Source organism: Moorena sp. SIO3I8 (assembly GCF_010692325.1).
Lineage (GTDB): Bacteria > Cyanobacteriota > Cyanobacteriia > Cyanobacteriales > Coleofasciculaceae > Moorena.
Genome location: NZ_JAAHHW010000011.1, coordinates 1 through 23,905, shown reverse-complemented (window position 1 = coordinate 23,905; position 23,905 = coordinate 1). Strand labels below are relative to the sequence as shown.

General features: G+C 42.3%; 25 protein-coding genes and 3 pseudogenes. 15 read left to right on the top strand and 13 right to left on the bottom strand.

What is annotated here, in order from left to right; all coding sequences use genetic code 11:
• Positions 1–939: 939 nt before the first annotated feature.
• Positions 940–1,761, top strand: coding sequence for a sulfotransferase domain-containing protein (locus F6K51_RS06580; RefSeq protein WP_293019037.1), 822 nt, complete (start codon positions 940–942; stop codon positions 1,759–1,761).
• Positions 1,762–1,794: 33 nt separating this feature from the next.
• On the opposite strand, the gene F6K51_RS06575 is transcribed toward F6K51_RS06580, so the two are convergent.
• The 4 genes and pseudogenes from F6K51_RS06575 to F6K51_RS06560 form a co-directional block, all read right to left on the bottom strand.
• Positions 1,795–3,516, bottom strand: a complete 1,722-nt coding sequence (locus F6K51_RS06575) for an ABC transporter substrate-binding protein (RefSeq protein WP_293019035.1) — start codon at positions 3,514–3,516, stop codon at positions 1,795–1,797.
• Positions 3,517–3,595: 79 nt separating this feature from the next.
• Positions 3,596–4,954 carry a guanitoxin biosynthesis MATE family efflux transporter GntT gene (gene gntT, locus F6K51_RS06570; protein ID WP_293019033.1) on the bottom strand — a complete coding sequence of 453 codons (1,359 nt, stop codon included), beginning with the start codon at positions 4,952–4,954 and terminating at the stop codon, positions 3,596–3,598.
• Positions 4,955–4,974: 20 nt separating this feature from the next.
• Positions 4,975–5,484, bottom strand: a complete 510-nt coding sequence (locus F6K51_RS06565; RefSeq protein ID WP_293019032.1) for a methyltransferase domain-containing protein — start codon at positions 5,482–5,484, stop codon at positions 4,975–4,977.
• A gap of 166 nt (positions 5,485–5,650) precedes the next feature.
• Positions 5,651–6,058 (bottom strand): annotated as a pseudogene (locus F6K51_RS06560) (transposase); the annotation flags it as partial.
• On the opposite strand from F6K51_RS06560, the gene F6K51_RS06555 reads away from it, so the two are divergent.
• Positions 5,985–6,323: a hypothetical protein gene (locus tag F6K51_RS06555; protein ID WP_293019120.1), complete on the top strand. Its 339-nt coding sequence runs from the start codon at positions 5,985–5,987 to the stop codon at positions 6,321–6,323. The pseudogene F6K51_RS06560 and the gene F6K51_RS06555 overlap by 74 nt on opposite strands.
• A 439-nt stretch (positions 6,324–6,762) precedes the next feature.
• A complete protein-coding gene (gene nblS / locus F6K51_RS06550; RefSeq protein WP_293019114.1) occupies positions 6,763–8,775 on the top strand; it encodes a two-component system sensor histidine kinase NblS in 2,013 nt (670 codons plus the stop codon).
• A 69-nt stretch (positions 8,776–8,844) separates the two neighbouring features.
• On the opposite strand, the gene F6K51_RS06545 is transcribed toward nblS, so the two are convergent.
• Entirely contained in the window at positions 8,845–9,216 is a 372-nt protein-coding gene (locus tag F6K51_RS06545; RefSeq protein WP_293019031.1) for a zinc ribbon domain-containing protein, read from the bottom strand.
• A 211-nt stretch (positions 9,217–9,427) separates the two neighbouring features.
• Here F6K51_RS06545 and F6K51_RS06540 point away from each other — a divergent pair, with 211 nt between their 5' ends.
• The 4 genes and pseudogenes from F6K51_RS06540 to F6K51_RS06525 all read left to right on the top strand — a co-directional run.
• On the top strand, positions 9,428–9,973 hold the full coding sequence (locus F6K51_RS06540; protein ID WP_293019030.1) for a hypothetical protein: 546 nt from the start codon (positions 9,428–9,430) through the stop codon (positions 9,971–9,973).
• A gap of 35 nt (positions 9,974–10,008) precedes the next feature.
• On the top strand, positions 10,009–10,155 hold the full coding sequence (locus F6K51_RS06535; protein ID WP_293019029.1) for a hypothetical protein: 147 nt from the start codon (positions 10,009–10,011) through the stop codon (positions 10,153–10,155).
• A gap of 20 nt (positions 10,156–10,175) precedes the next feature.
• Complete coding sequence (locus F6K51_RS06530) at positions 10,176–10,628, top strand: class I SAM-dependent methyltransferase (RefSeq protein WP_293019027.1); 453 nt, start codon at positions 10,176–10,178, stop codon at positions 10,626–10,628.
• 118 nt (positions 10,629–10,746) lie between these two features.
• Positions 10,747–10,854, top strand: a pseudogene (locus F6K51_RS06525) (IS1 family transposase); the annotation flags it as partial.
• A gap of 169 nt (positions 10,855–11,023) precedes the next feature.
• On the opposite strand, the gene F6K51_RS06520 reads toward F6K51_RS06525, so the two are convergent.
• On the bottom strand, positions 11,024–11,245 hold the full coding sequence (locus tag F6K51_RS06520; RefSeq protein WP_293019026.1) for a hypothetical protein: 222 nt from the start codon (positions 11,243–11,245) through the stop codon (positions 11,024–11,026).
• 125 nt (positions 11,246–11,370) lie between these two features.
• On the opposite strand from F6K51_RS06520, the gene F6K51_RS06515 reads away from it, so the two are divergent.
• Positions 11,371–11,589 carry a hypothetical protein gene (locus F6K51_RS06515; RefSeq protein ID WP_293019025.1) on the top strand — a complete coding sequence of 73 codons (219 nt, stop codon included), beginning with the start codon at positions 11,371–11,373 and terminating at the stop codon, positions 11,587–11,589.
• 39 nt (positions 11,590–11,628) lie between these two features.
• Entirely contained in the window at positions 11,629–11,994 is a 366-nt protein-coding gene (locus F6K51_RS06510; RefSeq protein WP_293019024.1) for a 2OG-Fe(II) oxygenase family protein, read from the top strand.
• Between the two features lie 505 nt (positions 11,995–12,499).
• Here the strand turns inward: F6K51_RS06510 and F6K51_RS06505 are convergent.
• On the bottom strand, positions 12,500–12,793 hold the full coding sequence (locus F6K51_RS06505) for a Uma2 family endonuclease (protein ID WP_075903592.1): 294 nt from the start codon (positions 12,791–12,793) through the stop codon (positions 12,500–12,502).
• A 34-nt stretch (positions 12,794–12,827) separates the two neighbouring features.
• Between F6K51_RS06505 and F6K51_RS38325 the strand changes: the two genes are divergently transcribed.
• On the top strand, positions 12,828–13,088 hold the full coding sequence (locus F6K51_RS38325; RefSeq protein ID WP_075903590.1) for an AMP-binding protein: 261 nt from the start codon (positions 12,828–12,830) through the stop codon (positions 13,086–13,088).
• Between the two features lie 13 nt (positions 13,089–13,101).
• Here F6K51_RS38325 and F6K51_RS06500 read toward each other — a convergent pair whose 3' ends face one another.
• The gene (locus tag F6K51_RS06500; protein WP_071106566.1) at positions 13,102–13,308 is read right to left on the bottom strand and encodes a hypothetical protein; all 207 of its coding nucleotides are present in this window, start codon (positions 13,306–13,308) and stop codon (positions 13,102–13,104) included.
• A 4-nt stretch (positions 13,309–13,312) separates the two neighbouring features.
• The gene (locus F6K51_RS06495) at positions 13,313–13,690 is read right to left on the bottom strand and encodes a GIY-YIG nuclease family protein (protein WP_293019023.1); all 378 of its coding nucleotides are present in this window, start codon (positions 13,688–13,690) and stop codon (positions 13,313–13,315) included.
• 17 nt (positions 13,691–13,707) lie between these two features.
• On the opposite strand from F6K51_RS06495, the gene F6K51_RS06490 reads away from it, so the two are divergent.
• Positions 13,708–14,022 carry a hypothetical protein gene (locus F6K51_RS06490; RefSeq protein WP_293019022.1) on the top strand — a complete coding sequence of 105 codons (315 nt, stop codon included), beginning with the start codon at positions 13,708–13,710 and terminating at the stop codon, positions 14,020–14,022.
• A gap of 98 nt (positions 14,023–14,120) precedes the next feature.
• On the opposite strand, the gene F6K51_RS06485 is transcribed toward F6K51_RS06490, so the two are convergent.
• Positions 14,121–15,581, bottom strand: a complete 1,461-nt coding sequence (locus tag F6K51_RS06485; RefSeq protein WP_293019021.1) for a sodium/glutamate symporter — start codon at positions 15,579–15,581, stop codon at positions 14,121–14,123.
• Positions 15,582–15,945: 364 nt separating this feature from the next.
• Here F6K51_RS06485 and F6K51_RS06480 point away from each other — a divergent pair, with 364 nt between their 5' ends.
• On the top strand, positions 15,946–16,401 hold the full coding sequence (locus tag F6K51_RS06480; protein ID WP_293019020.1) for an NUDIX hydrolase: 456 nt from the start codon (positions 15,946–15,948) through the stop codon (positions 16,399–16,401).
• Between the two features lie 88 nt (positions 16,402–16,489).
• The gene (locus F6K51_RS06475; RefSeq protein ID WP_293019018.1) at positions 16,490–17,158 is read left to right on the top strand and encodes a PEP-CTERM sorting domain-containing protein; all 669 of its coding nucleotides are present in this window, start codon (positions 16,490–16,492) and stop codon (positions 17,156–17,158) included.
• Positions 17,159–18,129: 971 nt separating this feature from the next.
• Here the strand turns inward: F6K51_RS06475 and F6K51_RS06470 are convergent.
• Positions 18,130–19,071, bottom strand: a complete 942-nt coding sequence (locus F6K51_RS06470; RefSeq protein WP_293019016.1) for an alpha/beta hydrolase — start codon at positions 19,069–19,071, stop codon at positions 18,130–18,132.
• Here F6K51_RS06470 and F6K51_RS06465 point away from each other — a divergent pair.
• A complete protein-coding gene (locus F6K51_RS06465; protein ID WP_365939917.1) occupies positions 19,070–20,182 on the top strand; it encodes an AraC family transcriptional regulator in 1,113 nt (370 codons plus the stop codon). The genes F6K51_RS06470 and F6K51_RS06465 overlap by 2 nt on opposite strands.
• A gap of 753 nt (positions 20,183–20,935) precedes the next feature.
• Here F6K51_RS06465 and F6K51_RS06460 read toward each other — a convergent pair.
• Positions 20,936–21,103 (bottom strand): hypothetical protein, encoded by a 168-nt coding sequence (locus F6K51_RS06460; protein WP_293019015.1) that lies wholly within the window; start codon positions 21,101–21,103, stop codon positions 20,936–20,938.
• 604 nt (positions 21,104–21,707) lie between these two features.
• Here F6K51_RS06460 and F6K51_RS06455 point away from each other — a divergent pair.
• Positions 21,708–22,943: pseudogene (locus F6K51_RS06455) on the top strand (transposase).
• Here the strand turns inward: F6K51_RS06455 and F6K51_RS06450 are convergent.
• Positions 22,845–23,905: MATE family efflux transporter (locus tag F6K51_RS06450; protein WP_293019013.1), on the bottom strand; the 1,061-nt coding region annotated here is incomplete at its 5' end. The pseudogene F6K51_RS06455 and the gene F6K51_RS06450 overlap by 99 nt on opposite strands.

Below are 23,905 nucleotides of genomic sequence, written 5' to 3'. Positions count from 1 at the left end.
AAAAATCAGTAATTAAAATAAAACTTAGTCTAGGTAAATTATAAAAAATCTTGCCATAATAGTAATTTTAATAAATAAATTTAAGTTTAGATAAACTAAAGACGGTTTGGCTAGCAACATTCAGTGGGAGATTGTCTAGTCTAGAAGGATAAAGGCTCTTCCGTACTTGTTATGCTAAATAAACAGTATGTAAGAGGGAACAGGGAACAGGGAACAGGGAACAGTGGTCAGAGGCCGTATAAAGGAAAATTTTGTTAGTTGAATAGCCTAAGAATCCTTATACAGTAAGCTTTATAAGTTTTTTAACGGGAAATTTAGCATACCAGGTACTGAAGAACCAGGATAAAGAACTTTTGCTATCGTAATGAATGCTAGTTCTTTTGAAGAAGCGACAGATATTGACTATTTTATCACACACAAATGTTGAGTCAGAAAAAGTAACAACATAATGGCTATTATCAACCTAATTTAAAATAAACTGAGGAATTTTTGTTATCGAAACTACCCAAGAAAAATATGATTATAAAAAATATAAATGAGGGAATACGAAGCCTTATTAGGATTTTTGAAGTTATTGGTGTTTTGTGCCTATGTTTTTATTATTTTTAATGAGTTAAATGGAGGAGTATAAAGAATATGTTATAATCAACATTTGAAGACATTTACTGAAGCTAATAAAGCTTTTCGTAAAGCTATGTATTGATAGTTTATTCGATTGGCTGACCAAAAATAGGGATGTATTTGCTGCTCACAAAGAGGGTTTGGGGTCTATTTGGGCTTAAACTTCGTTTAAGTCCCACTGGGAATAATAAAAATGTAAACGTCCCATGCCACTTTTTGTGGTAATAGTAAAGATGTAGTAACTTGAGCGCAATCGGCCAAGGGGTTTGAGATGCTCAAACACTACTTGCGATCCACTACCCCAGCGACAATTGACACATGCATAATTACGTTGATGCTTATCTAATTTCATTCCCTAAATGCGGACGTACATGGTTGAGATTAATGATAGGTACAGCCCTACAACAACAATTTGATTTATCTCATCCCGATATTAAACAGAAAATGTTATCATTGACACCCCTAGCGGAGTTGCACCCGAACATTCCGACAATTCTGATAGATCACGATGATAACCCCCAATGGAACAAACCAGAGGAACTTCAAACATCGAAAGATCGGTACAAAAATGTCAAAGTTATCTTTTTGGTTCGAGATCCAAGAGATGTGGTTGTTTCTGCTTATTTCGAGCAAAAAAAACGGGTTTATTTATGGGCAGATGGTTTCAAACAAGATAAAAGCTTAAAAAAATACCTAGATAGGATTAAACCTTATGAAGGTAATTTGTCAGAGTTTATTTATGAAGATGTAGGTAGCTTAAAGACTCTATTGAGATATTACAATATCTGGAAAAAAACTCGACATATACCTAAAGATTTTTTGCTAGTACGTTATGAAGATATCCACGAAAATCCCCACCAAGAATTAAGAATAGTTCTAGATTTTTTGGGAGTGCAATACCGAGATGAGGTAATTAACGAAGCGGTGAATTACTCTTCTTTTGAGAAGATGCGAAATATGGAAAAAACGCAAAAATTCGATCTTAAGCTAAAACCTGCTAATCTAGAAGATGAAGAATCCTACAAAACTAGAAAGGGTAAAGTTGGCGGGTTCGCAGAATACTTAAATGAAAAAGAAATTGCCTATATTAATCATTTGATTAATGACACTCTGTCCGATTTTTATGGATATAAGGCATAATTAGGGCTTGCTTGCGAAACTGAAAAAGTTGAGTTACTTCCTAATCGTCCAGAAAGGCAAATACTGACTGGGATTGGTTGTGATGCCTTCAAGCCCATTATGAGCAAAAACAAAATCCTTGTTTTGCCAAAGGGGAATGTAAGGAATCTCCCGAGCTAGGATGTCTTGAAGTTCTGCCAAGATTTTGTGGCGAGCTTCTGGGTCTCGCTCTTGGCGCTGCGCGTCAATTAACTTATTGGCGCGATCGCTATAGAAAAATGAACCTAGACTTTGAGCAGCACCTTCCTTACAACCTGTTACCTCAGAGCCCCGATCGCAATCTAAAAAGGGTTGAATATAGTTATCTGGGTCTAAAAAGTCGGGATACCACTCTAAAAGAAAACTGGGATAGACTCCTTTAGATAGATTACTAGCAGCAGTGGCAGTGTCTACACTCTCGATCTCAAAAACTAGCGCTCCATCCAACTCTTTATCCGCCAAAGCTCTCAAAGTAACAGCTACTAATTCGTAAGTTTTAGAACCAGCAGGATACCAAATTTCTACAATTGCAGGATTTTCAGCCGAGTAACCAGCTTTTTTTAACAACTCTTTTGCCCGATCGTAATCTCCATCCCCATAGGCTTCTTCAAAGACTGGCTTATAAGCATTAAAGACAGTAGGAAGTAGGCTATAAACTGGTTCTACCTGATTCTGGAAGACTCGCTGGACGATCGAAGAACGCTTGACCAGAGCCGCGATCGCTTGGCGTACCTCCAGTTTATTCAAGGGTTCTTGCCTCAAATTCAATACCATGTAGCTTAGGGAAGTTCCCGAGGCTTCGATCCCTTGCCAATCTCCTCTAGCGCTGCCTTTTTGCAAACTTTTTATCTGTTCTGGCTCCAGGGTTCGATAGGCAATATCGACGGCATGAGTGCGAAAACTATTAAATAAGTTAGCGGGATTATCAGCGTAAATCTGCATATCCACCCCTTTATTAGCTGGTTTTTCTCCCCAGTAATCCTCAAAAACATCCAAGCGGATAGAATCGGTGTTATACTCAGCCAACTTATACGGGCCGGTGCCAACAAAGATTTTAGGATTAAACTTTTCTTTACCAATTTCATAAGCTTTGGGAGAAACTGCACAAGTACCAGGGAAAGCTAAGATAGCAGTAAACCCAGAGAATGGTTGTTTCAGTTTGATGCTGAGTTCATATTCTCCTGTGGCTTCTACAGATTCGACCAGCTCTGAGAGCAGGAATGAAGGTTTGCCGCCATTTTTGATAAAGCGTTCCAAGGAAAACTTCATGGCTTCTGCATTAAAAGGAGTACCGTCGTGGAAAGTTACTCCTTTCCGCAAAGGAATTTTGTAGAGCAAATTATTTTCACTTATTTCCGGCATTTCTGTTGCCAGTTGCGGTTCTAGCTCGGCTCTGCCCAATTTGTTAGCGTAGAGAGTGTTGCTCAGGTTATAAACTACATTAATTCCAGCCCATCCATAAGTAGCAGCAGGGTCGATATTTTGAAGTTTTAATGTCGTTCCAATAGTAAGGCGATCACTTCTCTGGCTTTTATGTGAAGTTGAATTTTGATAGTTCCCAGAGTCATGACAGGCAACGACTAAGCAAAAACCAATAAAAAATAGACCGATAAATTTGCTAAGGTAACAATAGCTATCGCTCCATTTATTTAATGTGTGGACTAATAATGTGTGGACTAAATAGACGCGATGTCTTGTTCGCAGTTTTTTATATAGGTCATAGATTAAAATTATCATGTTTTTCTCTGTTGCTTTTAATGACCTGTATGTATTTATCCCCAGATTAATCGTGATTAATTTGCGAGATGGATCGCTCTCAACTCGCTGTCGAAGTGGTTGTCGCATTCCCAAGATCGTCCCGCAACGTCTCTAGCAACTTTACCCCCAAGGCGATCGCCCTTACAAGCGAATATAAACACATTGCAAACCACAACAGGTTATTGCTATGCCAATACCAAGCAGCAATTGCGAGCGGCACAAATCCTATACTAAAGGCCGCCAAGCTAGAATTGCGCAAAATTTTTCCTTCTGTCAGTCCTACAAAGTATCCTTCTAGGCTCGAAGTCAGGGCGGAAAAAATCTGGAAAGGTAATAGCCACAGAAGATAGCGATAAATATTTTCAGTCACTTCTGTATGGTTTGTTAAAAGCGTAAATACGGAGTTTGGAAAGAGTATACATACACCAGCTAGAGAAAGGGCAATAAACAAGCTTGTCATTCCAGCGATCACGGCAAGATTTGCCAACTGCGAAGAAGCTCCCTGACCTTTAAAGTTGCCTGCCAAACTTTGGGTAGCAAATCCTACACCCTGAACCACAAACAGGCATAAAGCTGCTGCTTGCAATAGTACAGTATTTTGGACCAGTACAATAACCCCCATAGCTGAACTCAGATTGGTGAAAATGGATAAAGTTGTGACCTGAGTTAAACTTTGGACTAACAGATTCCCGTTCAGCTTAGAGGTAGCTTTGATAACCGACCAGTCCAGAACCTTTTTGATTGTTGCTAACACGGCTGACCAATCGATATGGAAGCATACTACGGTTAATCCCCCTAACAACATCAGATACTGACTTATGGCTGTGGTTACTCCTGCTCCAGTACTGCCCCACCCCCACCTAATAATAAATATATAGTCCAGTACCACATTGGCGACACTTTCAATTACAGATAAAACTAAAACAAAGCTGTTCATTTCTCGCCCAAACAACCAACCGATGAGGACGAAGTTTAATAAAACAGCCGGTGCTCCCCAGATACGGGCATTAAAGTAGTCAAGACCTGCATCTTTCACCTCCATCGAACCAACGAGGAAAGTGAACCCTAGCTTTTGTAACGGGTACTGAAGAGTCAGAATTAGGAGAGCGAGTCCCAGAGCGATGAGACCATTCCTCAGTAGAATCAGTAGCATAGCTTCGTCATCCTCTGCTCCCATAGCTTGCGCAGTCATACCAGTGGTAGAAGAACGTAAGAATTTTAAAACCCGATACAAGTAGCTAAAGACGATCCCAGCCAAGGCTACCCCTGCTAAGTAACGAATATCGGACAAATGTCCTAAGAATGCTAGATCTATTAACCCAGACAGAGGCACAATAATGCTAGAAAGAATATTGGTCAATACGAGTCGGTAGAAACGAGGTAAAAAGTCGTACTGGGAAGGTAGAGTAAAATTCATTGTGTCAGCTAGCTAAAAGGTTATATACGAGCTAATGCCCAGACATGGTAGGGAAAGTCAGGTTCGTTTTCTAGCGAGTGAACTTGGGGATTGTATGGAATCCATTGAGAGAAGTTAGCAATAATACATTGGCGATTTCCCCAAGAACCTGTTTGAATAGTCTCTAGAGGAAAACCGCATTCGTGAAGAAAGTATTTGAGTCCTGTTTCTGTCCACCGGGTACAGTCTATGGGGTAATTATGAACCTTGACTAGAAAGGGAACGGAGATGAGAAAATACCCTCCTGGAGAAAGCATAGAAATGACATTCCGACAAGCTCGATAGGGATATAATAGATGCTCGAAAACTTGCTCTGCTATAATTAAATCAAAACTTTCTGCTAGAGAATTCGAGCAAATATCGTACTCAGGATAACTGATCGTATGATATTCCCGGAACCCAAAATCTCTCCAAGTATGCCCAGAAATTTCCAATGCTCGCCATTCTGGGTACGGCAAAGCTTCTAGAAGCTTTGCCGTTTCCTGATTCATTATCACTCGACTCCAAGTAATCATAATACCTCGATTAAGCTGATTGAAATGAAATAGCGTTACTTATAAAAAATTAAGCCCAAATGAATGAAGCCCAAACTTGCTTGATCAACGGCAAAAACGTTACAATTCATGGTTAACCAATCAAAAAATCGAAAAGACATAACTGTCTTCCCACTCCCTCTGTCAAGTGGTCACTTTTTTGGTGACCATAATCATCAATTATCAATCTAAAACCTCTGCTGATTATTGTCTGAATAAACTTATTCATTATCTCCAAGCGACATTCATTGATCTTTGTCCCAGACCAGGGTGCTTTTGTTAAAAAATGCGACAAACGATGGTAGGTCACACCTACAGCGTTCTCTGCCATTTGAAATAGGTTTTTTCTTTCACATTACCCCAATAATCCTCCTGAATAATGTCCAAACTCCCTTTTTTGAGCTTTATGAGTAAATAGATCATCAAATCGTTTCCACCATTTTCCAAAACACGGAAACATGGCTGGCGTTGCATCAATGCGGAATGATTTTATTAGTTTTGTGGAATGGGCATCTTGTTGTGGAATGGGCATCTTGTTGTGGAATGGGCATCTTGTTGTGGAATGGGCATCTTGCCCGTTTCCTGCCTCGGGCGGGGAGGATGCCCACCCCACTTATATTCATGCCTTGATTCAGCCATGCGGCATTGCTACGGGGGTTGTCTCGTTCATTAGGGGTCACTTTGGCGTGAAAGCTTTGCCGACAAATCATTATACCCTTTTTTATTCTTCTATTTTCTCTAAATCCCGTTATGTGTTAGCTTGGATTTTTGCATTATTATGCATCATATTTGAGTAAGTAAACAAAAAAAAGCCAACTTTGGGTATATATTTGAATTATAAAACTCTCTTTATGAGTAATAAATAATCTTGTTTTTCTTTATGATTAGGCGTTAAATCCTAAAACCCGACACCTAAGACCTATCACCTATAGCGTTTGTATTTGAGATGTAAACCTAGGAGGTCTTTTTTTATTGGACAATAAAACTGAGGATCTCGAACCCCTCTTGCCTCTTGCCTCTTGCCTCTTGCCTCTTGCCTCTTGGCCTTTGGGAGTATGTTCACAACCGATGATACAAACGCGCTTATCACCTATCATCTTTATTTTCCACTCAAGAGGTAAGGTTTTCTGGCTTTATAATTGGAGGATAGCCAAAAGTAGATGCTTTGCCACAATCAAAGCATCTACCTTTGGAAAGAGTGTTGTTGTCTTCCCTGTTGAGAGAGTTGAACCGACCTTGCTAGCTTTGCTAAAAACCCTTATCGACATTATCAGGCGTTGGTGGTCGGAGTTTACCCTCCAGACCAAGCTAATGGCAGCAGCAACTCTGGTTGTCTCATTGCTCATGAGTGGCTTGACCTTCTGGGCGGTGAATACGATTCAGCAGGATGCTAGGATGAACGACACTCGCTTTGGTCGTGATCTCGGTCTCTTGCTGGCTGCCAACGTTGAACCTCATGTTGCGGCAAATAATTTCGACGAACTAGCTCGCTTTTCCAGCCGCTTCTACAGTAGTACCTCCAGTGTGCGTTACATTATATATGCTGACGAGGATGGGGAAATAATCTTTGGCATTCCTTTCTCCGCAGCAGAAGTAAAGAATTCTTTAACCATTAAGCGTCGGATTGAGCTACCGGAGGGCTACGCCAAAAACTCTGATCAGCCCATGGCACGGCAGCACCTGACTCCTGATGGTCAAGTCACTGATGTGTTTGTTCCCCTAATCGACGAGGAAAACAAATACTTAGGGGTTTTAGCTGTGGGCATTAACCCTAACCCTACGGTGGTGGTTTCCTCCAATTTAACCAGAGATGTTACTATTGCTGTGTTTATCTCGATCTGGGTGATGGTGATTTTAGGTGCAGTGGGCAACGCCTTGACTATCACTAAGCCCATTAAAGAACTACTAGTAGGGGTGAGAAATATTGCTGCTGGTAATTTCAAACAGCGGATTGAGATGCCTTTGGGAGTAGAACTAAAGGAATTGGTGTCTAGCTTCAATGACATGGCAGAGCGTTTAGAACGCTATGAGGAGCAAAATATTGAAGAACTTACCGCAGAAAAAGCTAAGTTAGAGACTCTAGTTTCCACAATTGCTGATGGTGCTGTACTGATTGATACCAATTTTCAGGTAATGTTAGTCAACCCGACAGCACGGCGGATTTTTGGTTGGCATGAGCAAGACATTATCGGTAAAAATGTCTTATACCATCTTCCTGATGTGGTCACAATGGAACTAACACGACCGCTTTATCAAATGGCTACAGCGGAGAAACAGACAGAAACAGAACGGGAATCCCGCGAAGGTGAAGAGTTTCGTATTACTCTGACCAAACCGGTCTCTCGTACAGTTCGCATTCTTTTAAGTAAGGTACTCAACCAATCCCGGGAAAATATTAAGGGAATTGCTATCACTGTTCAGGATATCACCCGTGAGGTGGAACTTAATCAAGCAAAAAGCAATTTCATCAGCAATGTTTCCCACGAACTCAGAACACCTCTATTTAACATTAAATCATTTATCGAAACCCTCCACGACTACGGCGAAGAACTTAGCGAAGCTGAGCGGAAGGAGTTTCTTGACACGGCTAATCGGGAAACTGACCGACTAACCCGTCTCGTTAACGATGTCCTAGATTTATCACGGCTGGAATCTTGTCGAATTTATCAACTTGAACCCTTTGACATTGTTCGACCTATAGAGCAAACCCTGCGCACTTATCAGCTCAATGCTCGTGACCAAACTATTGAACTGGCTCAGGAGATTGAACCAGATTTACCACCAGTTATGGGTCACTACGATTTGTTGCTCCAAGTCTTGGCTAATTTAGTGGGCAACTCGTTGAAATTCACGGAGCCTGGTGGACGAGTGGTAATTCGTGCTTATCAATTAGAAGCCGAACTTAATCCCCAAGAAGGAAAAGGCAGGGTGCGAATTGAAATCTCTGATACGGGAATTGGCATTGCTCCAGAAGACCAAAAGGCAATTTTTGACCGATTTTTCCGGGTAGAAAACCGAGTTCATACCCTGGAAGGGACGGGATTGGGGCTTTCAATTGTCAGAAACATTATCGAAAGACATCATAGCCGAGTAAACTTAGTTAGTGAAGTGGGAGTTGGGACAACATTCTGGTTTGATTTAGAGGTGTGTGAAGAAAAAAAAATTACGGTTAAAGAACATTTGCAAGTAGACACCTCACAGACAACACCAACCGACTCAGCGACTGCTAGCAATCTGTCAATTTCGTAGTGCTTAGTACTATCATGTCTAGTCGATTCAATGTTGACGGAGTACTAGTTAAATTAAACTTAGTTTAATTTAACTATTTGCCATCAGGGCTAGCAAAAAGCTAGCAGCGATTAATACCAATAGACCTAGTAAGGCTGGGTTTCTTTGACACCAGAGCCTGACCGATTCGAGTAAGCCACGCTGGGGATTATAAATCTGCTCAGGCTCTAAGGTACTTTCAGAACTATCGTCGTAAAGGGTACACTGCTTAGCATAGGGACGTTGGGGAAAGTTACAGGTATCATCAGCATGATAGGTACAGGTTTCACACAAGGGTGTATCTCCTGTGGTTTGGTGTAAGGTAATCCCCGGATGACCATAGGCTTTAAGGATTGCTCCACAATGGGGACAGGTAATCACCTTGCTATTGATAGGTTGATGGCATTTGGGACAATTGGTCATTAGTCATTAGTCATTTCTCAATAGTCAGGACTTACCCATTTGCCCCCTAAATCCCCCAATTCTGGGGGACTTTGACATCTTTACCCCCCAGAATTGGGGGGCTAGGGGGGCGAAATCAACTTAACCGCGTAAGTCCTGATAGTCATTTCTTCATCTTAACTGTCTTACACATCCAGCTGATTTCCCTTCTTTGCCTCTTTAGCGTTTAATCATGTCCCCGTACTTAATTATTTGCCCCGGTATCCATGAGCCCCAACTGACCCAGGATTTTTTAGCAAGCTTGGAGCTATCAAGTCCCTGGACTGAGAAAGTCTTAATTTTTCCAGCTCAGGACTACCCAGCTTACTCAGCTATTCATATTTTAGAGTTCTTGCAACGTCACATTGGTTTGGTGAAGACTCCCATAGTCTTGATCAGCTTCAGTGCTGGGGTAGTGGGTGCGATCGCAGCAGCTTGGGGTTGGCAGCTACTGGGAGGAAACATCCAAGCATTGATCGCTATTGATGGCTGGGGTGTCCCTCTGTATGGCAATTTTCCCATCCACCGGATTAGTCACGATTACTTTACCCACTGGAGTTCAGGGCTATTGGGGGCAGGGGAAGACAGTTTCTATGCTTCACCACCAATTGCCCATTTGGATTTGTGGCGATCGCCCAGATGCCAAGGCTGGTGGGTTCAGGTGCCTAGAGGTGAGCAACCCCCAGAACGAATTTATATCACTGCGGCTGAGTTTATTATCCAGTTATTAGTTAAATAGTAAAATTTGCTTGAGTATTACCAGGTTGAACTATTGTGGAAGATCACGAAATAGTGACAATTGCTGAGTATCAAGCAACAGCAGAATCTTTCCGGGAAGGCACCTGGAATCACGATGTGTCTCAAAATCGCAACGCCTTGGTGGATGCTATGCCCCGTAATCCAGGCAAGATTCTGGATTAGGAGGTGGTCCTGGTAGAGACTTGGTTGCTTTTAAAGACCAGGGTCATCAAGTAATTGGTCTCGATGCTACACCAGCATTTGTGAATATGGCGCAACAAGTTTCAGGATGCGAGGTTTGGCAGCAATCGTTTCTGAGCCTCAAGCTGCCACCAAAGAGCTTTGATGGGATCTTTGCCAATGCATCCCTGATTCATATTCCCCGTGCTTCCATGGTTAGGGTACTTAAGGATTTAAAGCGATCGCTTGTTACCAATGGTGCCATAGTTATGTCAATGATTCGTGGTGATCATGAGGGTTATAGTGTTCGTCCAACCGGCTATCGCTATGTTGTAGGTTGGGAATATAAAAGCTTGGCTCCCTGTGTTGAACAAGCAGGATTTGAGATTTTTGATTATTACTACCGCCCACCTGGTTTACCCTGTGAGCAGCAATCTTGGTTAGTAATTGTGGCCCTTAATCGAGTGCAATATTAGTGGGAAATAGGGCGTTGCTGAATAAAAAAATGGTATTCTAAAAAGAAAACTATGGAATGCCCGCGCATGTCATGTTTTTATTTTCATTATAGCATTCTTTGATTCAGCAACGCCGAATAAAAATACAAGATTGAGACATTATTTAGCCAGACTACATCGACGAACTCTTTGTTACTCTAAATCTGAAGAAATGTTGGAGTTATCAATTAGGCTTATTATTTATTAGAGCTGATTCGTAAACTCGCTGTAATCCTTGTAGGATAAGGCTTGCGATCAAATAGAACATTTGAACTATTTAATAACCAAAAGACAATCATAGCAAGGCTTTCAGACTTCTTAAGATTTACTTTACGAATCAGCTCTTATTTAAGAGATCATAAAATCCCCCTTTCTGGTTAAACCATTTTCATATTCAGCAACGCCGATTCAGGAGCATAGAGACTCTCAAACAGCATCCCTTCTTGCCTCGGCGACAAGGGGTAGATTGATTCTAGATTCCTATAGTTAATTAATGTGAGTAAACTGTCGAGTTCGGTTTGACTCAACTGGGCAAGAGGAAAGTCGGAAGGACTATATATTCTCGCTTCTAGAGATTCTATTCGCTCTTGTAAGTTCACTATATACTGGTCTTTTCTGCGGCTCAAATCCTATTATACTGTATTGGGCGATCGCGACTTAGATAAACTTCCCAGAATCCTGGTATAATTACCTGAGTTGAGTTATTTTTTTTGTTTTCTGAATCATGGAACTACCAACTCTCAATGCTGTAGATAGGGTTACGCGAGAAGAAATAAACACCCTTGTTAATCTGGGTTGCTGCTATGTCAGAATACCAGAACCAGAAATTTTTCAACATTTTAAAATTCTAAAAAGAGAGGCTTTAGCTTTTTTCAGGCAGGACGAAATCCAAAAACAAAAATGGTTTGCCCATGGTAAAGTTGAAGGTTATATCGACCGTTGAATTGATGACATACATTCGGTTCAACAGTTTTTATTTAGGTTGAATAATCCCAGTGGCCCCTTTAAAGAGTGTCGCAATTCAGTTTTTAAAATTTCAAACTATTGTGAAGAGCGTATTATTATAGTTCTGTTAAAAGAGATATTTAGTTACTTTGGTGTTGAAGACTATTTCGAGGAAGTCGTGATTGATAGTGATCTCTCTTCATCATTCTCAATTGCCTATTATCCTGCTAATGTAAATACAAATAAGAAAAGCAATAGTGGAATGAAAGCTCATAAAGACTATGATTTGATGACTGTAATTTTGATGGACAAGCCAGGATTAGAAGTGTTTTGGGATGATCAATGGCATGACGTTAATCCCCAACCAGGGTATGGGGTGCTATTTCTGTCTGAAACCTTATAAAAAATGCTAGGCGGAAGGATAAACTCAATTATACATCGAGTTCGCATACCAGATGAGGAACGTATTTCTATAGGTGTTTTTAAAGGACCAAATACTAATATTCCTATTCGAGATTACATTAATGATCAAATCCTGTTTGATTCACATGAGCAGTGTTTAGAACATCATCGCCAGTTATTCCGGGGGGAGTGACAAAAAGGCCTCTAATATCAAGTCTGGTTGAATACCCATAATTAAGGGGAGGGTGGGAAGTGTGGGAAGTGTGGGAAGATGGGGAGATCGGGAGATGGGGAGATTTTTATTAAGGGTAATTATGCCGACATGATATAAATAAAAATGCTACCCACAATTTACCAAAATCATCTTAAAAGTGCGATGGTCCAAAGGAGCCGCTACGCGAACGCATTATCTTGATTGATTGGATTTCACCAAGCTCAACCCAACCTATATTTTATTCCCTGATATCTGGCAACAAATAGCATAAAATCAAGCAAGGGGCAACGAGCTATGATCGGCGAGTCATAGCCATTACCCCGTTGACCGTAAGTTCGGGTAGAATGCCTAAACTTGGCAGAATCTCTGCTCCTGAACAGATTATGGGTAAGTCATCTCCCTGCCAGACCCAAATCTGCTGACGAGCGAAATCGATTAACCAGGCTAATTGTGTTCCATTACTGAGGCAATGCAGAATCTTATTTTGCAAGTTTAAAGTACTTTGGTCAGGGGAACGAATTTCAATCAGCCAATCGGGTGATCCATCAAGGGATCCGTCCTGATGGTGAACCTCACGTTCAGGTATTAGCTGAAAAACTTAAATTTTGTCTAGCTAGCGTTTGCTGAAAAAGTCTACAAAGGCTGGGGGAGCTTACATTCCCTTTGATCTGGGCTATCCTCAAGAACGTTTAGCCTATATGTTGTCTGATTCTCAAGTGTCGGTGGTTTTGACGAGTAATACCAAATCTGGTTTAGCCAGACCACAAACAAGTCAATTAGAATCCATATATATCAAAATTTTATCAATAAGATATGTGTCCTATAGTAACCGGATTTGGTATAAGACCTCAGCCCTAGCCTTGCCTAGCTGCAACCGATGATAACTGGCTGGACTTATTGTCCACGCCCCGGTTTACAGTCTACAAAACTTAATGCTTCGGTATCGAGAAAGCTGGCAATTGCCATCTCAATAACTGCTTCAATTGGATACTCAATTTCAGCAGCACGCTCAACGAGAGCAGCCTGAATATGTTCGGGCAGGCGTTCCAAGATGACCTTTGCATCAGTGGAGGAGATTCGCCCCAAAAGTTCTACCTGCATAAGTTTACTGCTCCATTGGGATTTGGACATTATAGGGAGGTTCGGTAGCCCTCAAGATGATAGCTTCTAGCTCCAATAGTAGCGCAGGGTTTTGCCAGTAGGAAATTGTCTGCATAGCAATACGAACATCTTCGTCGCTATATTTGTCGAGCCATGCCCACAAAAAAGCTTTGTGTCCACCACTGAAGCGACCTCGCAAGCTCTTGGTCTTACCAATGTAAAGCAGTCCATCAGTTTTATGCCTGATGGCATAGATGCCAGGACGAGCAGGGATGTGGCTAAAATCACGGTTCAAGAGTTGGCATTGGTCAAAGGGAGTGAAGGCTATTGCGTCCAAGATTCTTCGTGCTTGGTCTTTTACTTCAGAGTTATTCTTTGGCATGGAAACATCGGAGCTATTTGCACAGATGCCATGCTCCCACAGATTATGTGATGGTTGCCAGCTTTTTGCGATCACACTGGTGCCGTAGGCAATCCCTCGCTACTAGCCGTAACTTGAGGTGGGCAAAAATCGGCAATCTATCAGTTCAATTGTTAAAGATATTTGTTTTGCCCAATCGACAAGATAATCCGATCACTAAGCGATGCTCCTTTGGAGCCGCTACGCGATTGACCTTTGGTCACGCTACGCGAACGCATTATCTTGTAGTTGGGTTGAGGCAACGAAACCCAACATCATCTCTGGCTTCTTTTACCTTGATTTATTGGATTTAACCAACCTCAACCCAACCTATATTTTATTCTGTGATCGCTGGTCAAAAATAGCAGAAAATTAAGCAATAGGCAACGATCTAATATAACGGACTAACCCTTTATAGATTAGCTTGCCTGAATGTCTTTCTCATCCGCTTAAAGTTCCACAGACCAAAGATTAACCAGAAGGCTAGTAATCCTGTTGTTAGCAGTAACACTACCGAAGGGCCAAATTGCACAATCAGTGCTGGTGCAGCAGCAGTAAATAAGCCACCGCCTACTATTGGTTCAAAAAACAACTGTTTGTAGGCGAAACTCTCAAAAGCACCGGTATGGTTATCTGGGTCTACCATCTGGATCAACAAAATACCGGTTGCTGTCACTCCCATGGATTGTCCCATGTCCCCGATGCCACGCTCAAACCAGTATCTGGGGAGTATACGGGGTGCGAGGAAAACAAATGCCCAGATGTTCCAGACGATGCCAGCGATCGCAAGAATTAAAAATGGCAGGAGGTTGTTTCCCAGCACTCTTAGGGAAATCGACGCTAATGCGGTCACAATTACCACATCTAACGCTACCCCAGAGATGCGCTCCTGCAAGGGTCTAATAATTAGTGACCCTAGTCCTAGACGCACGGTTACGACTTGGACAATCAAACCACCAATTAGTGCCATGGGAAACAGAGGCACATACTCAATTACTTGAAAGCCACCGGCTCCCCAAGTCACTGACTCAATGAACTTGAGCACTGCCAGGATTAGCCAGCCGATTGCGATCGCAACTCCTACAAAAGCAAGGTTCAATGACAGGGGATCGATCAGTAAACCATCCATTAATCTCGCTCTGGCTAACCTAACTTCAGTAGGTTCTCCTTGAATTGTCTGTTGAATTGTATTTTGAATTTTATCCCGAAACTGTTGTAGGTCGCTGGTCGCAGGGCTGGCCTGGATGTAGCCCTTGCGCCTGCCCCAGCTTGCTAGCCAGGTACCTGCGATCACCCCTGAGAGAATACCGAGTGTAGCCAAGCCTAGAGCCAAGTCACCACCGTCGTTAAAACCCAATTTTCTAAAGGTATCGGTCATGCCAGCAGCGGTGCCGTGACCGCCTTCAAAGGCAATTTCGATTAATGCACCTGCGATGGGATCGACACCGAATATCGGACTCAAGACTAACAGAACTAGCAGCAGTCCAATCACATATTGTCCCCAGGCCAGGGTTTGACCGAATGCGACCTGAGGTGCCGCTTTGCGCCAAATTTTTATGGGACTGGGGATCGCTTCACCTAAAAATAAGGCGGCGAAGACAACATTGATAAAGACACCAGGAGACTGAGACCAAACTATTCCCATGGTTTTCGGAAACAGACCCCCAGCCAGTAATGAATCTGTACCTGATAGGGTAGATGCGATCGCACCCAATACTGCTGGTCCGAGTAACAATGCTACTCCCCCAGCAATAACAGATTCTGGTAGATAAAGGGATTGAAATAGCCGAACTTTTTGTTTAAGAAACCTGCCGATCAGGAGTAGAATCCCGATCATGATCAAAGCAAATAAAGCATTGATGAGCGTAAACATAGCACCTTCCCCTCAGTGGGATAGTTACACCACCGATGTCAACTGCCTCTGGTAACTAAAAATTTAAAATTTGACGGTAAAGCTTTGAGGGTAAAGCTTTAACAGTAAAGCATCGTCGGCGAGTTGAGTCTGTAGTGGTGAAGCTGAATAAAGGATTATTGTAACTCAGGCGAGAGAGAAAATTCCGTCTAGTCTCTAGTTTTTGGGTCAGGCTAATCGGACACATCGCATTTCTCACAATATTAATTGTGAGAATTTTTGATCGGAATTTCCCTACTCCCTACTCCCTACTCCCTACTCCCTACTCCCTACTCCCTACTCCCTTTGCTATATCATAAATACTCAACCAGATTTGATCTAACCCATGACTTCTACTCAATACCGTAATCCTGCTCCCACTGTTGATATCATTATTGAACTAATCGACCGACCCCATCGACCGATTATTTTGATAGAACGGCAGAATCCCCCCCTAGGCTGGGCAATTCCCGGTGGCTTTGTAGATTACGGCGAGTCCGTGGAAACAGCAGCGGTGCGGGAAGCTAAGGAAGAAGTCAGCTTACACGTTGAACTAATTGAGCAATTCCAGGTGTATTCTGACCCTAATCGTGATGCCCGTAAGCATACCATTAGTATTGTCTTTTTAGCTACAGCAACTGGTGAACCCAAAGCCGCTGATGATGCTAAAAATCTGGGCATTTTTCACCCTTGGGAAGTGCCATCTAATCTCTGCTTTGACCACAACAAAATTTTGCGGGATTATTGGAATTATCGTCATTATGGAATTAGACCTAGGCTATCTGCGGAAGTGATACAGTAACTCATCAACTACGGATACATTGAACTAACCTGAATGCAAACATCAGCCTGTAATCCTGATAATTAAGAACAGTTAAGGATTACCACTCATGAACATCAAGCCCTCTTTAATGGCAGCTGCTACTGTAACAATCGCTGCTTCTACATTGAACGCCATCTCTGCCGAAGCGGCTGTTCTTGACTTCGATATTTCTCCGTTTACCGGTGATCCCGCTACAGTCAACATTACTTTAGAGGAAGTTGGCAATGATGTTAAGTTTAACTTTGAAGTGACTGATACCTTGGCCGACATCACTGGGGTATTCTTCGATATTAACGACACTTTCAATTTGAACTCAAATGATTTGAGTGTTAGTGGCAATGATGTAACCGGGAGTTTGGTCACCAATACTAGCAATCTTGGCAATGGTGTCAATCTGAACGGTGGTGGTCATAGCAACCCTGGCTCATTCGATTTTGGTTTAAAGATTGGCACCAATGGTATCGGAACTGATGATATTCAATCCACTAGCTTTACCCTATCTCACGCTACAGAAGCCTTAACGCTCGATATGTTTGAGGAGCAAAAATTTGGAGTGCGTCTGCAAAGTGTAGGGTCTAATCGTGAAGGCAGTAGTAAACTAACAGCAATATCCCCTATAAAAGTTATCCGCCCCTCTGACCCCAAACCAGTTAGTGTACCGGAACCCTCCACTCTACTGGGATTAGGCTTATTCGCTGTAGGTCTAGCTGGGACACGCCGCATTGTCAAAACCTAAGGAGTTGATATCAATCAAGCGGCTTTTGTCTTGGATATTACTAATAGTAGAGTAGAAAATTCGTTTGTTATCAATCGGTAAGGATATGCGCTACGCGCATATCCTTATACCAATGGGGAAATAATAAAATTGGATTGTGATTCTATCGTCGTCACAAACAATGATTGTTCTTGATAAAGGATACTCAGGAATTTGATGCTTCAGTTTCTGTAATCGAAGAATTCGAGAGATTAACTAAGCGCAGGGTGTATCTACTTTTCTTTGGGACTGAAAAAGTATAATAAAAAAAATAATACCTGCTGATAATATCACCTTAGGATCTAATATCTTAGAGTTTACAGATAGCTTCCAAAACTTTTAACAATTGAAGATAACTCTCAGATTACATCAAGTTTAGTAATGGCATCAGCTGATAAGTTGGTGAAGTTTCCTGGTGCAGATAAACAAATTGATAGCGTAAACCATTCGTCACTAGCCCCCATACGGATTTTTGTTGAAAATGTTAGTTACCCTTATTATATCAAAAGCATCTAAAATTTAAACTAAAGGATCGTAATTATATTTTAGTAAATATTGTAGTTATTATGCTACAATCAATCAAAAGAGTTAGCCATTGAAAAGTTAGCCAATGCTTTACCTCTTGGAATAAAGTTTGAAAGTAAAAGAAAAAGACTACAGCGCTTCTTGATGCAGCGCGCTCATGGGGGAAACCCCCATGAGCGGCTGCATCAAGACAATGGATCGAGAGTTAATTTGGGACTGTATCTTTCCTTAGTTAATTGGCCTCAAAGCCTTATACAGCAAGCTTTTCATGGCTCATGTCACCCCCTCAGCCATGTCATACCAAATCCGGCTTACAGAGAACCCTTTCTTATTGAGAAAAGACTGATATACATAAATATTAATTGATAATAAGGGACCTATCTCAACAGGATTTGGTATCAGTATTAATTTCAAGGCAAAATTAGCTTTTAATGTTTTTGGAAGAATGTATCCATTGCCGTGATAGCACGATCTACATCTGCATTGATGTCATAGAGCGATACATGACTTGCACCTGAAATCTCAACCAGCTCTTTCGGTTCGCTTGCAGCCTCATAAAATTTTACTGTCAATGAGCCAGTATCCTGTAATGCCTTCTCACCGTAGATACCGATGTAGGGTGTGTAAAGATAGGGTGCATAGGACTGAGCATCAGCTAGCATTGGTGTTTCCAGCAGAAAAGTTGGCGACTTGTGAGAGTAGTTAGGATAGGTTTCAGCTCCAGCCCGTTTGGTCATGTAGAACTCATAGCCTTCATACTGAGCTGATTTTTTGTCGAGGGAGTCGAGATCCAAACTTTCCATACCAAGGGCATCCATGTATTCGACTTTACCCGTTTCATAAAACTTTTGCCGTCCCGCATTTGCTGTTGCGATGGCAGCGCAAACAGTTTCACGATCCATCGTTTTGAAATAACTTGTTTGATTACTCATCATGCCAGAGACGGTTGCGATCGCTTTGAGCCTTTTATCCGTAGTTGCCACTAGGGCCATATAGCCACCACTGGCGCACATGCCAAGGCCAAAAAGGCGATCTCTATTAACAAAGGGTAAGGTGCCCAGAAAACTAATCCCATCGCGGATGCTTTCCATCTTAATGTTGGCGTTCTCATAGTTGCGAATTTCACCTTCACTGTCACCATAGCCAACGTGGTCGAAGGCTAAAGCAACATAGCCCTTCTCGGCCAGCTTGTGGCAATAGATCGCACCACTCTGTTCCTTGACCTGATTGAAGGGAGGCGAATAGATAACAGCTGGATAGCTGTTAGAAGGATCAAAGTCTCTAGGAACATATAGATTAGCCGCTAGAGTATATCCCTGGCTTTTAAAGGAAATCTCGTTTTTTCCGGGATTAAGGATCAGATTAAACATGTTTTATTCCTATCTACATAGTTTGATTAGCAGAGTCTTCAGCACGATTTTCAGGACTTCTCCACAGAGCATTTATGACCTTAGAATGTGCCCCAAGCGCTCTGCGTCTACTTGCAGATTAATCCCTTGGAATCTTCTAAAACAAGCCTATTCCTCTCATTTTTTTGCCTATTTATCTCAGAGAAGGATCAATATAGTCAAAATAAGTCATCCTAGATTCATGAATATGTGTAAGATTGTCCATCTTATTAATCGTCACGCAAGTTCCGAGGGCGTAAACGATACCCCTATTGAGGGATTACAACTGTTTCGAACGAGTCACCTTGTGGAACGATTGCCAGGGGTATACGAACCTGGCATTTGCGCCATTGTCCAGGGTAGGAAACGAGCATATTTGAACGGCACAACGCAAATCTATGATAAGAACCAATACTTGTGCTGTACGCTGCCTCTTCCTGTAGAGGCAGAGGTGATCGAGGCATCACCGGAAAAACCCCTACTTGGTCTTTGGTTGGGCATTGAGACTCCCACAATGTTTGAAACTGTTATTGACATGGCAGCTATAGACAGTTCCAGCACCTCCAGTACCGAAATAGTACCTGGGCTAACTGTGGCCAAATGGGATAACGAATTTACGAAGGCACTTCAGCGCATCCTGGAATTGCTAGATGATCCTGTTGCCCTCAATATACTCGGCAACGGTAGGCTTAAAGAACTGATGTTTGCCGTTCTTCGAGGCGAGGCTGGGTGCTCGGTTTACCAAGTATTTGGTGGAGGAATGCAGAAAATATCGCGGGCCTTGACCTTCCTGAGAGCCAATCTTCATGAAGCTATCTCGATTGACGAGTTGGCCAAGGAAGCAGGCATGAGCCGCGCAGCGTTTCACCGCAAGTTCAAGGAAATCACGACTTATTCCCCTATTCAGTTTATTAAGCTTCATCGCCTCAATGATGCATCCAGGCTTATTGTGAGTGGCTCTACAGTTGCTGAGGCCGCATATCAAGTGGGTTACTCTAGCCCATCTCAGTTTAGTCGAGATTTCCGGCGGTATTTTGGCCAATCCCCTCGCCAGTGGCAGGGCTATTCCATTATAGAAAAAAAAGGTTTATAGTGAAGCAATAGCCCGAAAAAATGGCATAATTCCGATAATATACCCAAATCCTGAAGAAAAGCTTAATCGACGTTTCTCTTGCAAATACTTGATCACCCTTGATCCTCATGGTCTTCGTCATCCTCTATGGCTAGTGCTTCTAATTATCATTATGGGGATGATCAGTGGTTATTGAGGTTATCGACAATTGGGTAGATTTGTGGAACGCCACCGAGCCCGAATTAATTAGTAGACTTCAAATTCATGCATGCTCGTGTTCCTTCTTATTCAGCAATCAGAAGAGTCATGATTAATTTAGATTACGAAGAACTCCAAGTTGTGTTTAATCAATGGAGTAAACAGTCCGGTGCGCTTTCCTATCAGCTTTGAGGAGATGCACCCAATGGCCGCATGGCCGCTCAAGTAGCGTGCCTATAGCCCATAAGCTAAATGCTTACAGTCTTTGAGGTCAGAATTCAGTATTCCCAAGGGAGATCCGGTGACTTGCTGAAAAACCGGGATTGATGATCGTGATTTTTTTTTGCATCATAGAAGTAACTCCTACTTGGTTGGGAGGAAAGCCGCGCTGGTCATGATTAACGGGCATACTCAGCGCGGTTATTAGTATCGGTGTTTACCTTCTATAGTATAGATAACTCCTCGTAAAAATGCAATGGATAATTAAAAATATTTACATTTATTTACAAATAATAGTGTTAGATATTTAAGTAACTAGTAGTTAACTTTTTTATTGGTAAGACGATTGAGTAACTATCATAGTTTATAGCAATAATAAAACTCATGATGTACTTTCGTTCTGGGTTTTAGGGAGCAGGGAGCAGGGAGCAGGGAGCAGGGAAAATGCAAGAGGTAAAAAATACTGTGTACTTCCTTGCTATAATAAACGCTATATATAGCACTACGCATTAAGATGTTTGACATTTCTAAACTCCGAAACCTAGTCGTACCTTACTTTTGACTTCTGACTTTTAACTTCTGACTTGCGCGTAGCGCTATATCGGTTAAAAGGATTAGAAATTAATCATTGGTATTGACATCCAAAAGGTTTTGCAAGCTGCCGAACACTCTTGTTTTATATAGCGCAATTAGGTGAGGTACATGTTTTTAGGGAGCTTGGGAGCTGGAAGCAGTGAAATCAGAAGGTAAGCCTATGGGCTACGCGCACGCTACTTGAGGTGCCATCAGCCGTCAGTAGTCAGTAGTCAGTGGTCAGCGGTCAGCCATTGGCCTTGGCCACGCTACGGGAATGGCTGAAAATTGAAAGCTGATAACTGAAACCTGAAAGCTGATCGCTTACTTCAAAGCTGAACCATGCCAGCAGACACTTAATTTTTCTTTAAGGCTAAGACAGTTTTGATATTACGAGGGATTCAGAAACCGAAAGCCCCGTCCCCCGTCTCCCGTCTTTTCAAAGTGGGGATGAAGGTTGGTAGCGCGCTTTTAGCCATGAAAAAAAATATTTCTAGAATTACGGAATCTTACCCTGGCCGATGTATACTAAAGTAGTAGCTAAAGGTCGATACTAATGATTGTTTTAGAGTTCAAAGCATACGGCAAACAAAAACAATATTCAGCGATAGATGAAGCGATTAGAACAGCCAAGTTTGTTCGTAATAGCTGTATTCGGTATTGGATGGATAATAAAGGCGTTAGTAGATCAGATATCAGCAAATATTGTACTGTTTTGGCCAAGCAATTTCCCTTTGCAAATGAATTGAACTCTATGGCTCGTCAAGCCAGTGCTGAGCGAGCTTGGTCATCGATAGCCCGTTTCTACGATAACTGCAAGAAAAAAGTTCCCGGCAAGAAGGGATTTCCTAGATTCAAGAAGCATTGTCACTCAGTAGAATATAAGACCACAGGCTGGAAGCTATGTCCAGACAAAAAGTCGATTATTTTTAGCGACAAAAAAGGAATAGGAAAACTCAAGCTTAAGGGAACATGGGACTTATGGCGTTTAGATGTAAAACTAATTAAGAGGGTTAGGATAGTCCGTCGATCCGATGGTTATTATGTTCAGTTTTGCATTAAAACTGACATTATTGAGTCGGTTGAACCAACAGGAACCAGTATTGGTTTAGATGTTGGATTAAAAGACTTCTACACTGACTCTAATGGCAATACTGTTCCAAACCCTCGATTTTACCGAAAGGGAGAAAAGCGTCTAAAATTCTATCAGCGTCGAGTTTCTCGGAAAAAGAAAGGCTCTACTAACCGTAAAAAAGCGATTAATAAACTTGGCAAGACACACCTTAAAATAAGTAGGCAGCGTGTTGGCGAAGCCTGCGCGTAGCGCATAGAACATGCAAAGGGACTTGCACGTTGCGTAGTCCGGTCTAACGACCTGGTAGCCTATGAAAACTTAAGGGTTAATAATATGGTTAAAAACCACTGTATTTCCAAGTCTATTAATGATGCCGGTTGGTATAAATTTCGGATATGGATGGAGTATTTTGGCACTAAGTTTGGCAAGATAACTGTTGCAGTTAACCCTGCCTATACGAGCCAAAATTGTTCTAATTGTGGTGAAACAGTCAAGAAATCTCTGTCAACTAGAACCCACATCTGTCAGTGTGGTTGTTTGCTAGATAGAGATCATAATGCTGCGATCAATATTTTAGAACGAGCCTTAAGTACGGTGGGGCACACCGGAACTTGGATTTTAAATCCAAACGCTCGGGGAGATTTGGTCTCTACTGTTCTTGGTGAAAACCAGGTTCAGCAAGCCGAGTCGTTGAACCAAGAATCCCCGCGTCTTTAGACCAGGGAGTGTCAATTCTGGGTTGCTGTTAAACAGGGAGGCTAACCAAGGAGCTGTGGGAGCAAGAATCACTGTTACTAGCACTCCCCAAAATAAGCACAATAGGAAACTTAGACGCAAGGCTTGATGGACACGGAGGTACTTTTTCGCCCCCCAGTTTTGCCCTACAAACGGTCCAATGCTGGCAGAGATTGCAATTAGGACAATCTGGCTAAAGGATTCTACTCGTGAGGCAATACCAAAACCTGCGACTGCGATTGTTCCGTAACTGGCTAGTAACCCAGTGATCACACCAATAGATATGGGAGATACCATGCTGGTTCCAGCAGCAGGCAAACCCACATAGAGAATTTTTTTCCAAGATTCTAAAATTACTCTCAGCTTGGGCAGGTTGAAGCAAAGCATCTGGAGGCGATTGTTGAGAAACCACAAGGCTACAACTAGGGTGGTGGCACGGGAAATGACTGTTGCGATCGCTGCCCCTGCCAGTTCTAATCGAGGAAATCCTCCCAGTCCCAGGATTAATACTGGATCGAGGGCAATATTGACGAATGCAGCAACGGTCATTATCACGCTGGGAATAGCAGTATTGCCGGAAGCGCGGATAGCATTGTTACCCACCATCGGGATAACCAGACAAATCATTCCCCAATACCAAATCTGCATGTAACTACGAATCAGTGGTAGCAAATCGGCATCAGCTCCTAAGGCGGTAAATAGGGGATCGATAGTGGCTAATCCCAGCAACGTAAAGAGTGCTACTACTAGCAGAGACAGGGTTAGACTATCTGTTGTCAGTCGCCGCACTTTCTGGAGATCCCCTTCTCCAATGGCACGGGCAATCACAGAGGATGCTCCCACCCCCAACCCCATGGCTAGACTACCTAAAGTCATCACCACCGGAAAGGTGAAACTCATAGCTGCTAGGGGTTTGGTTCCCAGTTGTCCGACAAAATAGGTGA